11 protein-coding genes are annotated in these 13,625 nt (G+C 61.6%); 8 read left to right on the top strand and 3 right to left on the bottom strand.

What is annotated here, in order from left to right:
- Positions 1-7 precede the first annotated feature (7 nt).
- Both ACODTZ_RS03795 and ACODTZ_RS03800 read left to right on the top strand, forming a co-directional pair.
- Complete coding sequence (locus ACODTZ_RS03795; RefSeq protein WP_489023868.1) at positions 8-2,011, top strand: aldo/keto reductase; 2,004 nt, start codon at positions 8-10, stop codon at positions 2,009-2,011.
- 202 nt (positions 2,012-2,213) lie between these two features.
- Positions 2,214-2,567: a DUF2147 domain-containing protein gene (locus tag ACODTZ_RS03800; RefSeq protein WP_489023869.1), complete on the top strand. Its 354-nt coding sequence runs from the start codon at positions 2,214-2,216 to the stop codon at positions 2,565-2,567.
- Between the two features lie 2 nt (positions 2,568-2,569).
- Here the strand turns inward: ACODTZ_RS03800 and ACODTZ_RS03805 are convergent, their stop codons facing one another.
- Entirely contained in the window at positions 2,570-2,875 is a 306-nt protein-coding gene (locus ACODTZ_RS03805; protein ID WP_018901642.1) for a hypothetical protein, read from the bottom strand.
- A gap of 357 nt (positions 2,876-3,232) precedes the next feature.
- On the opposite strand from ACODTZ_RS03805, the gene ACODTZ_RS03810 reads away from it, so the two are divergent.
- Positions 3,233-5,641, top strand: coding sequence for an autotransporter outer membrane beta-barrel domain-containing protein (locus ACODTZ_RS03810; protein ID WP_489023870.1), 2,409 nt, complete (start codon positions 3,233-3,235; stop codon positions 5,639-5,641).
- Positions 5,642-5,717: 76 nt separating this feature from the next.
- Here ACODTZ_RS03810 and ACODTZ_RS03815 read toward each other — a convergent pair whose 3' ends face one another.
- Positions 5,718-7,094 carry an FRG domain-containing protein gene (locus tag ACODTZ_RS03815; protein ID WP_489023872.1) on the bottom strand — a complete coding sequence of 459 codons (1,377 nt, stop codon included), beginning with the start codon at positions 7,092-7,094 and terminating at the stop codon, positions 5,718-5,720.
- A 520-nt stretch (positions 7,095-7,614) separates the two neighbouring features.
- Between ACODTZ_RS03815 and ACODTZ_RS03820 the strand changes: the two genes are divergently transcribed.
- From ACODTZ_RS03820 to ACODTZ_RS03840, 5 genes are all read left to right on the top strand, one after another.
- On the top strand, positions 7,615-8,646 hold the full coding sequence (locus ACODTZ_RS03820) for a Gfo/Idh/MocA family protein (protein ID WP_489023874.1): 1,032 nt from the start codon (positions 7,615-7,617) through the stop codon (positions 8,644-8,646).
- A gap of 1 nt (position 8,647) precedes the next feature.
- Positions 8,648-9,727, top strand: a complete 1,080-nt coding sequence (locus ACODTZ_RS03825; protein WP_489023876.1) for a Gfo/Idh/MocA family protein — start codon at positions 8,648-8,650, stop codon at positions 9,725-9,727.
- A gap of 143 nt (positions 9,728-9,870) precedes the next feature.
- A complete protein-coding gene (locus ACODTZ_RS03830) occupies positions 9,871-10,134 on the top strand; it encodes a DUF2934 domain-containing protein (protein ID WP_489023878.1) in 264 nt (87 codons plus the stop codon).
- 179 nt (positions 10,135-10,313) lie between these two features.
- A complete protein-coding gene (locus ACODTZ_RS03835; RefSeq protein ID WP_489023880.1) occupies positions 10,314-11,330 on the top strand; it encodes a diguanylate cyclase domain-containing protein in 1,017 nt (338 codons plus the stop codon).
- A gap of 115 nt (positions 11,331-11,445) precedes the next feature.
- Complete coding sequence (locus ACODTZ_RS03840; RefSeq protein WP_489023882.1) at positions 11,446-11,976, top strand: carboxymuconolactone decarboxylase family protein; 531 nt, start codon at positions 11,446-11,448, stop codon at positions 11,974-11,976.
- A gap of 25 nt (positions 11,977-12,001) precedes the next feature.
- Here the strand turns inward: ACODTZ_RS03840 and ACODTZ_RS03845 are convergent, their stop codons facing one another.
- Entirely contained in the window at positions 12,002-13,444 is a 1,443-nt protein-coding gene (locus ACODTZ_RS03845; RefSeq protein WP_489023884.1) for an FAD/NAD(P)-binding protein, read from the bottom strand.
- Between the last annotated feature and the right edge of the window lie 181 nt (positions 13,445-13,625).

Here is a 13,625-nt window from a genome sequence, read left to right on the forward strand (position 1 = left end):
CTTTCCCATGAGCTCAGATCAACCGATCCGCTGGGGTATCATCGGCCCGGGCACCATTGCGCGCACATTCGCCGATGGCATCGCGCATTCGCGCACCGGCAAGCTCGTCGCCATCGCCACCCGCAATCCCGAAAAGCCGGGCCTCGCTGAGAGCTTTCCCGGCGCTCGTATCGTCAAGGGCTATGAGGCGCTGCTTAAAGATAGCGAGATCGACGCCGTCTACATCGCCGTGCCGCACACCGGCCACGCCGAATGGGCGATCAAGGCGATCCGGGCAGGCAAGCATGTGCTGGTCGAAAAGCCGATCGCGCTCACTTCATACGATGCCGACGCCATCTATCATGAAGCCAAGAAGGCCGGCGTCTTCGCGGGCGAGGCCTTCATGTATCGCGTCCATCCGCAGACGGCCAAGATCGTCGAACTGGTGAAATCGGGCGCGATCGGCGCGCTGCGCATCATCCGCACCAGCTTCGGCTTCAACATGGGCACGTTCCGCCCGGAACACCGCCTCTTCGCGAACGAGACCGCCGGCGGCGGCATTCTCGATGTCGGCGGCTATCCGGTCTCGATGGCGCGGCTGATCGCGGGGGCTGCCGAAGGCAAGCCATTCCTTGAGCCGGAAAAGGTCGCGGGCGTCGGCCATCTCGGCCAGTCTGGCGTCGATGAGTGGGCATCCGCCGTGCTGCAGTTCCCGGGCGGCGTCATCGCCGAGGTCTCGTGCTCGATCATGGCTAACCAGGACAACACGCTGCGCATCATCGGCTCGGAAGGCCGCATCGAGGTCAAGGACTTCTGGTTCGCGTCCGGCCACAAGGGCGGCGTCGGCAAGATCGAGCTCTTCAAGGGCAACGAGCAGCAGACGATCGAGGTCAAGGAAGATCGCTGGCTCTATTCCTTCGAAGTCGATGCGGCAGGCGACGCCGTCCGTGCCGGCCAACAGGAGTTCACCTCTCCCGGCATGGGCTGGGCCGATTCCGTCGGCAATTTGCGTGTGCTCGACCAGTGGCGCGCGTCGATCGGCCTGGAATACAGCGTCGAGAAGGCGGCAAAGCGGGTGACCAATCTTGCCGGCGACAAGGTCACGCTCGGCAACAGCATTCCCAAGCGCGCCATCCCCGGTATCTCCAAGCCTGCCTCGGTCGTCACGCTCGGCTTCGAGTTCTTCCCGAATTTCGCCGCCGCCTCGCTGACGCTCGATGCCTTCTATGAAGCCGGCGGCAATGTCTTCGACACCGCCTTTGTCTATGGCGGTGGCAAGACGGAGAGCATCTTCGGCGACTGGCACACCAGCCGCAATGTCAACCGCGAGGAGATCGTGCTGATCGGCAAGGGCGCGCATTCGCCGCTGGTCTACCCCGATGTCATCGCCAAGCAGCTCGACCAGTCGCTCAACCGCCTGAAGACCGACTATGTCGACATCTACTTCATGCACCGCGACAACACCGATGTGCCGGTCGGCGAGTTCGTCGATGCCATGGACGCGGAGGTCAAGCGCGGCCGCATCCGCGGCATTTTCGGCGGTTCCAACTGGACCCGCGAGCGCATGGACGAGGCGGCGGCCTATGCTGCGAAGAACGGCAAGCTGGCGCTGGCAGCGCTGTCGAACAACTATTCGCTCGCCGAAATGCTCGACCCGATCTGGGCCGGTTGCGTGACGTCGTCGACCGACGAATGGAAGACATGGCTCAATGAGCGGCAGGTGCCGAACTTCGCATGGTCCAGCCAGGGCCGCGGCTTCTTCACCGACCGTGCCGGCCGCGACAAGCACGACGACGAGGAAATCGTTCGTTGCTGGTATTCCGACCGCAACTTCGTGCGCCGCGACCGCGCGATCGAACTGGCCAACAAGCTTGGCCGTAGCCCGATCCACATCGCGCTTGCCTATGTCATCGCGCAGCCGTTCCCGGTCATTCCGCTGATCGGACCACGCACGATCGCCGAGCTGGAAGACAGCCTTTCGGCGCTTGATATCAAGCTGACACCCGAGCAGGTGAAGTGGCTCGAGGCATAATCCATCGTCTTTCTAGATGATGTGAGAAAGCGGGAATTCGGGCTCCGTATTCCCGCTTTTTTTCTGGCGTTCGCCGCCATTCGACCTATATCGGTCTCAGCGTTCCGACGAAGGGTTGGAGCAGCGCTCGGATGGGCGCAATTTCGCGCGATCGGCCGTTTGGCGACCCCGCGCTTAGGCATGAACGATACAGGAGCATCCCATGAAACCGCTCTTTTCAATCGCAGCGCCCCTGGCGCTCGTGACGCAGCTGGCGTTGACGCCGATCGCGTTGGCCCAGGAGCCGGTGGTCGGTGTGTGGAAGACGCAGGTCGGGACGACGGCGACGATTTCGGAATGCGGCAACGGCTATTGCATCACTATGAAGACTGGCGATCATGCCGGCCAGAAGATCGGCACGTTTACCGGCGAGAACGGCAATTTCACCGGCACGATCATCGAGCCCGACAGCAAGAAGACGTTTGACGGCGTGCTGACCGTCTCCGGCGACACGGTGAAGATGCGCGGCTGCACGATGAAGGTCATCTGCCGTTCGCTGATCTGGACGCGCCTCTAAAATTAGCGGCGCAGTCCCTCGATGACTGCCTGATATTCGTGCGCAAGCGAGATTGCCGCTTTTGCAACCACGGGGTTGATCGAATTCCGGTCAATCGCCTTTGAGCATGTCTCGAACAGTCCGCGCAGCTCGCATTCGATCTCGGACAGTTCGGGATATTGCTGCACAAGCACGTGCGGAAGCAGTTTTGCTTTCGTTTTCATGGATTTGGAACCGATCCATATATCCGGCGACGCAATCGTCGCGTTCAGGATGGCGGTCTCAAGCTGTCCGGTGGCACTCACGATGTCAGTGACCAAAGCCGTCATTCTTCCCTCCAAGCAAAGAACCCGAAGATGATGATGCATATCTTGTGCCAAGCGCAATGTGTCGGTTGGCCCGCGCCGGCCGGATGAAATCTTCTGTGATGGCCCCGCGCGCCGGCCATCGAAATTTACCATCAGGATAAATTGGCATTACCGAATCGAGATTTCTGTCTCTATCCATTAGACAATTAGCAAATACTTTTTTACGTTGTGATTCTGGGCAAAGGGGACACGTCCATTATCAATCGTTGGCGCTTATTTCGTCATCGCAAGACCGGCCACCGCGAGCATATCGCCGGGGCGCCGCCTCTCCATTGTCTCCAAATTCCGCTGGCACTCATGCTCTGCACCGCCGCCTTCTTGGCGCCTGCACATTCACAAGCACAAGAGCGCGTCCCGTACGACGTTGCACCGGGCACCACGATTTCGGGTGGGGCAGGGGGCGCGGGCGGTGCGGCTTCAGGCTCGCCGGGATCCACCGGCGGCGCCGGCGGTGCGGGCGGCCCTGGGTTCCTCGCAACTGTCCCGACCGCGATCACGATCGGCACAGGCGCGACGGTCACGGGCGGCGCTGGCGGAGCCGGTGGATCGGGCGGTGCTTCTGGCACGCCTGGGGCGGCGGGCGCGGGTGGCGTCGGCATTATCGGCCGCGACCTTTCGATCATCAACGGTGGCGCGATCAGTGGCGGCTTGAGTGGCGATGGCGCCACGCGCGCGGACGGGTTGCAGACCGGCGGCTCGACCTTTCTCGGATTTTCGACCGGCGCGACGCTGCTTGGCGGCATCCTGATTTCAGACGGCGAATTGGCTGTCGGCGCAAGCAACACGACCATATCGGGCGCGATCAGGGGCGGCGGCGCGCTGACGCTGCAAAGCGGCCTGCTCACCCTTGGCGGAGCGAACAGCTACACCGGAGATACGACGATCAAATCCGCCGCCACCTTGCAGGCGGGCGCGGACAATGTGCTGTCTCCAACGAGCGGCTTTGTCGTCAACGGCAGGCTCGACCTCCTGGGCCATGTGGCGACCATCGGCTCGCTCGCGGGTTCCGGAGACGTCGGCACGTCGGGCGGTGCGGCGACGCTGACCATCGATACGGCGGCGTGGCGGCAAGTGGCGTTTATGGGCAGCTTCTCCGCCGGTCCGCTTGGTATCGTCAAGACCGGCGCCGGGACACAGATCTTTTCGGGAACGGCGGCCTATACCGGCGCGACAATCGTCAATGGCGGTACTCTCGCCATCAACGGCATGGACCTGTCGAGCTCCAGCTCGCTTACCGTGAATTCCAGCGGCACGATCGCCGGCTATGACAGCACATTGCCGTCGACGACGGTAAACGCGGGCGGCTTCATCTCGCCCGGCAGCACCGGCCACGATATCGGCGTGCTCTCCATCGCGGGCAATCTGCTGTTGGCGCCCGGTGCGACCTATCGCGCGGACATCGGCTATGCAGGCAGCGTGCGGACCAGCGATCTTCTCGATGTCACGGGCGTGGCTACGATCGGCGGCTCGTCGCTTAATCTTGTCGGCTCGTTCTTTCGTCCGGCCCGCTACACGCTGATCACGGCCACCGGCGGCGTCAGTGGTCTCTTCGCTAACACGCCGCAGCAGCTCCCGCTGGCCGACCTCGCCTTCGCCTACGATACCGCCAGCGGCTATCTCGACGTAACCTATAACGGCCAGCCCATCACATCCGCCATCGCGGCGCGAAGCTTTGCGCGGATTGGCACGGGAACCGGCGTGCAGTCATTGGGCTCGGGCGATCCCGTTTTCGACGCCATCGTGGGGCAGGTCTCAACGACGGCCATCGACACGGCCCTCGATCAACTCTCCGGCCAAAGCTACGCATCCATCCGCTCCTCGATGATCGACGACAGCCGATTCATCAGGGACACACTCAACGACCGGCTCTATGGAACCGCGCAGACAGCGCGGAGCGAGGAGGCCGCAAACGGCTTCTGGCTTCAAGGCGTGGGCTCATGGGCCACCCGCGACGCAACCTCGGAGGCATCCGCTCTCGACCGCTCCATCGGCGGCTTATTCCTCGGCGGCGATGGCGAGATGAGCGACACTGTGAGGATTGGCCTCGCCGGCGGCTACAGCAGATCGTCTTTCGACGATGACGGCCGCAATGCCCGCGCGAACAGTGACGACTGGTACATCGCGGCCTACGCCGGAGCGGACTTCGGCCAGGTCAGGGTTAGAGGCGGCGTTGCCTACACCTGGCACGACCTCGATACGAAACGCGATGTCGTCTTCCCCGGGTTCAACGAAAGGCTCTCAGCCGATTATTCGGCGGCGACGGCGCAGATTTTCGGCGAGGCCGGCTACGCGATCGACCTCGGTCAGGCAACGCTCGAACCATTCGCCGGCGCCGCCTATGTCAACGTGCGCTCCAATTCTTTCACCGAAAGCGGTGGGGATGCCGCGCTTCGGGTGGACGATGGCAACGACAATGTCGGGCTCACCACCTTGGGGCTACGAACCACGTCGGCCTTCTCCATCGAGGACGTCACCGTCGAAGCCAGAGGGATGATCGGCTGGCGCTATGCGTTCGGCGATCTCGCGCCGGTCGACGTCGTCGCCTTTTCCGGTGGCTCGTCCTTCGGTGTGAGCGGGCTCACAGCAACCAGGAACGCGGCGCTCATCGAGCTCGGCTTTGATGCCCTGGTTTCGGACAATACGAGACTCGGCCTGTCATACAATGCTGCCTTGTCGCGGGACGCTGTCGATCAGGGTGTGAATGCGCGGCTGATGGTGACGTTCTGATAATCTGAGAGTTCCGCTCCCGCATGCCCTCTCTCAAAGATCGACATAGCCCACCCTCCGACGCTGATCGGATGGTTTATCCGAGGAGCTCGTATTGTTTCGCAATCTCAGCAGTGGTCTTTTCGAGGCCAGGGTAGATTGTGCTGGACTTGATGTTTAGCTTGGCCAACTGCTCAAGGATCGACTGCTTGTTTCTCACCGTGACGCGCCTGATGTTGAGCCCGCTGTGCCCGGTCTCAGGAAGGACAGCGTCTTTACCAAAGATGAGAAAGGCGCCTGATTGCGACATGATACGCTCATGTGTGCTTCGGGCGCGAACGAATTGAATGCTCTCCAGATCGCTTGGCACTATGCGGGCCTCGAAATACGGCTTCTCGCGTCTGATGAAGTGCAGCAGCCTCCCGCATTCAGGTAGTCGGTTGAACGCCTCGAGGGACCGGCTGGTGTCCAAGCGCTCTTTCGCCTGCTCCTCGAGCATCGCGAGGTTTGCGATGCAGCTGACAGTGTCGGACTCGAAGAAGCGAACTTGCTCCTTTGGCGTCGTTAGGATGATGACCTCCCCGTCTATTTCGTGATTGGATTGGTCGAATTTGGCCGTGGAGCAGCAAAAATAGAGCCCCACGAGCGGATTCGACGTCACGTCGAGCAGTCGTGTTGGCAGTCCAAAATGCTGCATACGGACAAGTCGATCCAGCATATACGCGTCACTGCTGAACGCAGAGGACTGGGCACTCAAGAGTTCCAGTATCATGCGCGCTTCGTTCTGAAGATATTTATACTCGCCCGAGGCCGTCTTCCGATAGAGGGATGGTTCGAGCTTGTAGCGTGAGTCCGAGTGGCCCCGATAGAAAACTTCGTGATCAGAAGGCACCTGCAACGTCATCACGACCTGCATGAACTGTTCAAGGTTCTCGACAACGGTGGATGCTGGCCTTGGCTCCACTGGCAAGGGTGGAGCTGGGTTCAACGGCACTGCGAGGCTCGGCGTCGGGGCAGGCCAATCTTCATCTTGAGTCAGAAGATCGGCTGCCCGTAGCGCGCCGACAACATCATGGCTCTTGACCGCCCAATGGCTTCGATGGATCTCGAACTTTCCCATCCCGAAGGCTTTCTCGAACGGCTTGAGATCGGGAACTGTCCGAGGGCCGAAATCACGCTCGATCACGAAGGAATACCGGATCTCGGTGCTCTCGATGGACAAGGCGAAAACCCGACCGATCTTCACCCAAACTGTTCCGCCCGGCTTCTGTCGGTCCGACTGAAGTTCGGTCATGAATACCGTTGGGAGACCTGCGAGGCGCGCCAACGAGGAAGGGACCACGGGTGTGAACTGCCCCTCTATGTCGGGAATCGTATACTCAAATAGGCGCGCTAGGGGAAAGGTTGCCGTTCGGATCGTATTGAGCGGCACCTGCCAGTCGGACCCGTCGTACAACATTATGAGGTTGAACAAGGCGTCAATTCCTTTCGGGGCGGTCGTCGACCGATAACATCGGATACCTGGGTACTATAGGCAGCATAAGGAGAACGACCATTGTCTCGCACCAACGGGCCCCATGGGTTGAGGTCCCAACGCCAAGCCGCCGCGCCCACAATCGCCAGTATTGCGTTTCCGCTCGAGATTGGGGAGGGCCTGCTTCTCGTAATGCAGTCGTTCTGTTGACGTTGGCAGGCATAGCATAAATTGCAAGCAATTTTGAATGCACGCGCTCTTATGCTTTGGGCGGCGTGCGGCTAGCTGTCGTCAGTCGGCGTTGGAATAAAGCGTCTGGCGCGGTAATTGCGCCAGTAAATAACTATTTAGATACAAAATATTGTATTTTAAAAACAACTAGATAGGTTGATTTCCGGCAATCCAACCTGATTGTCCGATCTTGACAGCATATCGCTTTCGCTGTCTGTCTTGTCACGAGGAGTGCGGTGAAGCCTGATAGATCTGGGCTTCGCGCTGCAAGTGAGGAGGACGCGTTTCTATGTTGAGATTTGCCGTTGTCGGGATCGACCATGGGCATACCTTCGATCACGTGAAGGGATTGCTCGCCGCCGGCGCCGAATTTGTCGGCTATTGCCCGAAGACATCCGTTCCCGCCATTCGCGAGATGTTCGAGAAGACCTATCCCGATGCGCCGCAGATCGACCGGGAGCAGCTGCTCGCCGATCCCTCCATCGACGTGATCTGCATCGCAGCTATCCCGGCCGACCGCGCCGATCTCGCCATCCGCGCCATGAAAGCTGGCAAGGACGTGATGACCGACAAGCCCGGCGTGACAACATCGGCGCAGTTGCAGGCGGTGAAGGATACGGTGGCCGAGACGGGCCGCATCTTCTCGATCTGCTTTTCCGAACGCCACTGCGTGCGCTCGGCCGTCAAGGCCGGCAAGCTGGTCCAATCGGGCGCGATCGGCACAGTCATCCAGACGCTCGGCATGGGGCCGCACCGGCTGCAGCTGCCGACGCGGCCCGACTGGTTCTTCGACCCGGAGAAATTCGGCGGCATCATCGTCGATATCGCCTCGCACCAGGTCGATCAGTTCCTGTTCTACACCGGCTCGACATCGGCCACGGTCGCCGCAAGCTCGGTCGGCAATTTCGGCATGCCCGACCGACCGGCCTTCCAGGATTTCGGCGAGGTGCTCCTGCGCTCCGACAAGGGTTCCGGCTACATTCGTGTCGATTGGTTCACGCCCGAGGCCTTGCCGACATGGGGCGACGGTCGCCTGACGATCCTGGGGACCGAGGGCTATATCGAGCTGCGCAAGTACATCGACATCTCTGGCCGCCCCGGCAAGGATCACCTCTTCCTCGTCAACGGCAAGGAGATGACCCACATCGATTGCAGCGACGAGAAGCTCGACTACTTCGAGGCGTTCTTGGCCGACGTGCGCGACCGTACGGAGACGGCGATGCCGCAGGCGCATGTCTACGAGGTCTGCCGGCTGTCGCTCGAAGCGCAGGCAAACGCGGTCAGGATCGGCCAAGGCCAGGCTCCGGTCGGAGGGCGCTGAGATGAGCAGGAAGTTTCGCGTCGGCGTGATCGGCGCCGGCATCGCCGCGCGCCATTTGTCTGGCTTCAGCTGGAACAAGGAGCTGTTCGACGTCGTGGCCCTCTGCTCGCTCGATGCCGATCGCGGCAAGGCGCTTTGCGAGGAGTTCGGCATCCCTGAATACACACAGGATGCCGAGGCGATGATCGCCCGCGCCGATCTCGATATCATCGACATCTGCACGCCGCCGAGTTCCCATTTCGATCTCTGCCGCAAGGCGATCGAGGCGGGCAAGCATGTGATCTGTGAGAAGCCGCTGTTCGGCTCGATTGCCGAAGTGGACGAGATGGCCGGCATCGTCGCCAAGGCCAACGGGCCGCAGCTGATGCCGATCTTCCAGTATCGCTATGGCTCGGGTCTTCAGAAGCTGAAGACGCTGATCGAGCTCGGGCTGACCGGCGAAGCGTTCCTGACGACGATCGAGACCCATTGGTGGCGCGGGCCCGATTATTACGCCGTGCCCTGGCGCGGCAAATGGGCGACCGAGCTTGGCGGCGGCCTGCTCGGCCACGCGATCCATGCCCATGACATGCTGAACTATATACACGGCCCCTGCGCCGAGCTCTTCTCCTTCGGAGCGACCTTGGTCAATCCGATCGAGGTCGAGGATACGGCAGCACTGTCGGTGAAAATGAAGAACGGATCGCTCGCCAGCCTGTCAATGACGCTCGGCTCGCGCGAGGAGATTTCGCGCCTGCGCTTCTGCTTCCGCGATCTGGTGGCGGAAAGCATCATCGAGCCCTACACGATGGGCCGCGATCCCTGGACCTTTAAGGCGGGTAACGAGGAGCACCAGCAAAAGGTGGACGCGGCGCTCGCCCGCTACGAGGCCAAGGAGGACGGCTATACCCGCCAGTTCGAGCTGTTCCATCAGGCGCTGGTCCGCAACCAGGAGCCGCCGGTGACGCTTGCCGACGCGCGCAATTCTCTGGAACTGGTCACCGCCGCCTACCACTCACAACGCACCGGCCTTCCGACATCACTGCCGATCCTTCCCGACCACCCGCTCTACCGCTCCTGGCTGCCGGAAGAGGCCCGCTAGCAGGGAGAGACGATCGCGACCAAGCTTAACCGATAATATTGCGGCGGGGGACGATGAAAGTCGTGCCGAAGTAACGACTTGCTAAGCTCCATTTGTCAGCCTCGGATCCATTGATTTTCATAATCCGTTGTTCGAGGTCTTTCATGTTTTTGAGTAAAGACGATTGGATCAACCAGCGCGCCTATGCGCTGTGGGAGGCGGAAGGCCGGCCCGATGGGCGCGGTAGCGAGCATTGGCAACAAGCGGCCCGCGAGTATCAGTTGCTGGAGCAGACGCGAGCCTCCGCCGACGGAAGCGACTTGATCGAGCGCTTGAAAACGATGGGCCGGATCATGCGCGAAGCGGACCGCGACGATCGCTCCGAGACACCGGAAAAATCAGCTTCCTCGCGCCGTTCAGCAAGATGATCTGCTACGGCACGAAGTCGTCATTCGGCTGAGCCGCGCGTTAACGTTTCCTTAGGCATAATCATCTGTTTCCATTATAATTTAGTGGGAAAACGATCGCTGGAGTACAACGTCAACCTTTGCTGAAGAATATGCAAAGTCGAAGGCATGATCGCCTTCTTGCATGGCAGAGGCGGCGAATGTTTTCATCGATAGTACGCGAAGTCAGGTCACGGCTTACGGGACGCCTGTCCGCTCGTCCGCATTCGCCCGAGATCAGCGCCGACGCGTTTGCCGCCGATAAGTCCGCCGAACTCGTCCATCTGAAGAAGCTGTTCGATCACTCGTCGCGCGCCGCCCGCATCGGCGTGTGGGAATGCAATCTCCCGGACGAGACGCTGGCATGGACCGACATGGTCTACGAACTGTTCGACCTGCCGATCGGCCACCCGCTCAGCCGCGGCGAGACTGTCAAGCTATATACCGAGCGGTCGCGCATCGAGCTGACCATGCTGCGCGATCGGGCCATCAAGGAGCGATCCGGCTTCAGCCTCGACGCGGAGATCATCACGGCCAAGGGCAACCATCGCTGGATCCGCATCACCGCCACCGTCGAATGCGAGGGCGACCAGCCGGTCCGCATCTTCGGGATGAAACAGGACATCACGGCCGAGAAGAAGCTCTTCGACGAGATCCGCTATCTCGCCGAATTCGACCTCCTGACCAGCCTGCCGAACCGCGTCCAGTTCCAATCCACTTTCGAGAGGCTGTGCGCGACTGAGGCCTCCAGGCAGAGCGTGGCCCTGTTCCTCATCGATCTCGACGGCTTCAAGCAGGTCAACGACCGGCTCGGCCATCAGGCCGGAGACCAGTGCCTGCGCGTGGCGGCCAACTGCCTGCGATCCGTGCTCGGCGGGGCCGAGCTCGTGGCGCGCATCGGTGGTGACGAATTTGCGGTGCTCCATCGCTGTGGGTCGAGCGACGAGGCGGCCCGGATCGCGAGCTCCATCGTCACCGCGCTTGCCGCATCCTGCGACGAGGATGGTCGCCATATCGGCATCGGCGGCTCGGTCGGCGTGGCGCTCGCCGCTGGCTATCTCGCGCCGAAGGACATCTTCGCGGCCGCCGACGGCGCGCTCTACGCCGCCAAGAGCGGAGGCCGGAACCGCTTCAGCCTAGCCCACCAGCCCTTCACGTCGCAGACCCACGCGGCCTAGGGCACGGGCGACTTTCTCCAGATTGTGTGATCAGGCGCAGCCGCTTGCGGCTTTCCACGGCACGCGCTTTTGGGCTAACAGCTTGGCATCGATATGATCCAACGAGTACCAAGACATGAGCCACATTCCTCAAATCGATTACGATACCGCTTCTGAGGAGATCCGCTCGGCCCACGACGCGGAAGTCAGGGTTCGCGGTCGGATGACCAACATGAAGCGGACGCTGCTGCATTCGCCTCAGGCGCATCGCATCTATGCGGAATGGTTCACGCTGCGCGCCGAGCTGGCCGCGATCAGCGACCGGCCGATCTGGATCTTCTCCCACGCGATTTCGAAGGCCTGCAAGTCGAAGATCGCCATCACCTTCTTCCGCCGCGCGCTGATCAACAACGGCTTTGATCCGGATGCGCTTGAGCTCTCCGAGGAAGAGGCGCTGCTCGACGCGTTCGGCAAGGCGATTGTCGCCGATTCCAACGCCATCCCGAGCGAGATCTGGGGTGCGCTGAAGCAGCGCTACGACGCCAAGACGCTGGTCGACCTCGTCGCCTTCGCTGGCATCATGATCGCCACCGCCGTCTTTAACAACGTCGTCGAGGTCGATTTCGATCCGGAGCTTGAGGCATTCGCCGAGGGCGCCGCTCGATAGAGGAACTATCGTTTATCAAGCGATATCAATCCTGTTCGAGATCTTTCTCGACTTTTTGATCAAGTTCGCTCGCGACGAAGACCGCGTGTTCGGTGATTTGCGGCAAGCCCATCAGCTCGCCGAACGCGCCGCGCGCCAAGGGACCGGAGATCAGCAATGTCGGATCCGGTCGGCCGTCGCCGGCAAGCGCTTCGGACGCGAGGTTGCAGGCGATGCCCAGCCCGGTCGGGTCCAGCTGCAGATGGCCGAGATCGTGTAGCCTCGCCAGCCACGGCTGGCTGTTCAGGATACCGCCATGGGCCGGACCCGTGGTGACGACCATCGCATCGTAAACCCGCTCCAAGCGTTCACCGTTGCGCCGTCGCAGCACGACACTGATGTCATCGCCCTCACGCCTGATGCTCGCGACGGAGGCGGCCAGCACCTCCATGCGGCCGTTGGCGACCGCGCGGTCGAGCACCTCCTCCACCTGCGGCGCGATACGGAAGCGGTGCACGTCCCAGAAGGGGCGAAGGTGGCGGACGATCCGGCGACGCTCCGAGACAGGCAGTGCCCGCCAGATCGCGTGCCCGTGACCGCGCACTTGATCCAGCACCGCATGCCATGTCAGCCCCGCTTGCTCGGCCTCGCGGATGGTGCGGCGCACGAGGCGCAAGAGCTGCGTGGCGCTCTCGACCGGCACCGTCTCGAACACGCCAAACGGGTCCTGCGCGACCGCCGGATGGCCGCGCGATCTCAAGCCTCGCCGTGAGATCGACGTCACCGGGCCGCGATGTCCCGTGATCTCTAGCGACGCCACCACATCAGCGGCTGTCAGCCCGTTGCCGACGACGAGGAGGCGATCGTCAGGGCTGATGGCATCAAGCGCGCCCGGCATGGTGGAATCGGCGACGAACTTCGGATGACCGGCGAGCGCCATCAACGCTGATGGCGGGGAGGGCGAGGGGTGGCTTGTCGCTATGACGAGATAATCGGCAAAGGTCTGGCCACCCTGACTATCGGCAATCCGCCAGAATGCGCCGTCGCGCTCGACATCGGTCACAACCGCCCGCCGGTGCCTGACGGCTCCGGTCTCGACCAGCGGCCGCAATGCCGATGCGACGTATCGCCCGAACAGCTCACGGCGCGGAAAGATCGCCCCGTCGGCACGACGCGCGGCGGGGTCGTCGGCGATGGCATCGTTGAGCTCGATCCATTCGAGGAAATCTCCGGGATGCTCCGGCAGAAGGCTCATTCTGGCTGCTGGCACGTTGATGCGGTGCGCGGGGTCGTTCGTGTCATAGGCGAGGCCACGGCCGAGCTCCGCGCGCGGCTCGAAGACGGTGATGGCCGGCGGCCGGTCTCTGCCTGCCAAAGCCAGGTGGTAGGCAACACCCGCGCCCAATATGCCGCCACCGATGATGGCGACAAGCGGCCTGCGCGGTAGCTGCAGGTCCTGATGGTCGGAAAGGAGATTGTCGTGATGCATGAGTGGTTGCCGATTAAACGCGATGTCGAGATTGTTCGATTCTAGTTCGGATAGGTAACAGTTCAAAACATCAGTGATCGCCCAAAGCGCTATTTTTGGCAAACCCACAGAAGTCTTGGCATTTTTGTCTTCCGCTGATCTGCCGGGGAAATTGCCACCGTTCACAATCTCCTGATGGAGG

Source organism: Rhizobium sp. FG113, assembly GCF_057809895.1.

Bases quoted from the DNA above. Each gene is read 5' to 3' on its own strand.
- ACODTZ_RS03820 (WP_489023874.1), top strand. From the start codon at position 7,615: ATGTTGAGATTTGCCGTTGTCGGGATCGACCATGGGCATACCTTCGAT.
- ACODTZ_RS03830 (WP_489023878.1), top strand. From the start codon at position 9,871: ATGTTTTTGAGTAAAGACGATTGGATCAACCAGCGCGCCTATGCGCTG.
- ACODTZ_RS03795 (WP_489023868.1), top strand. From the start codon at position 8: ATGAGCTCAGATCAACCGATCCGCTGGGGTATCATCGGCCCGGGCACC.
- ACODTZ_RS03825 (WP_489023876.1), top strand. From the start codon at position 8,648: ATGAGCAGGAAGTTTCGCGTCGGCGTGATCGGCGCCGGCATCGCCGCG.
- ACODTZ_RS03805 (WP_018901642.1), bottom strand. From the start codon at position 2,875: ATGACGGCTTTGGTCACTGACATCGTGAGTGCCACCGGACAGCTTGAG.
- ACODTZ_RS03840 (WP_489023882.1), top strand. From the start codon at position 11,446: ATGAGCCACATTCCTCAAATCGATTACGATACCGCTTCTGAGGAGATC.
- ACODTZ_RS03845 (WP_489023884.1), bottom strand. From the start codon at position 13,444: ATGCATCACGACAATCTCCTTTCCGACCATCAGGACCTGCAGCTACCG.
- ACODTZ_RS03800 (WP_489023869.1), top strand. From the start codon at position 2,214: ATGAAACCGCTCTTTTCAATCGCAGCGCCCCTGGCGCTCGTGACGCAG.
- ACODTZ_RS03835 (WP_489023880.1), top strand. From the start codon at position 10,314: ATGTTTTCATCGATAGTACGCGAAGTCAGGTCACGGCTTACGGGACGC.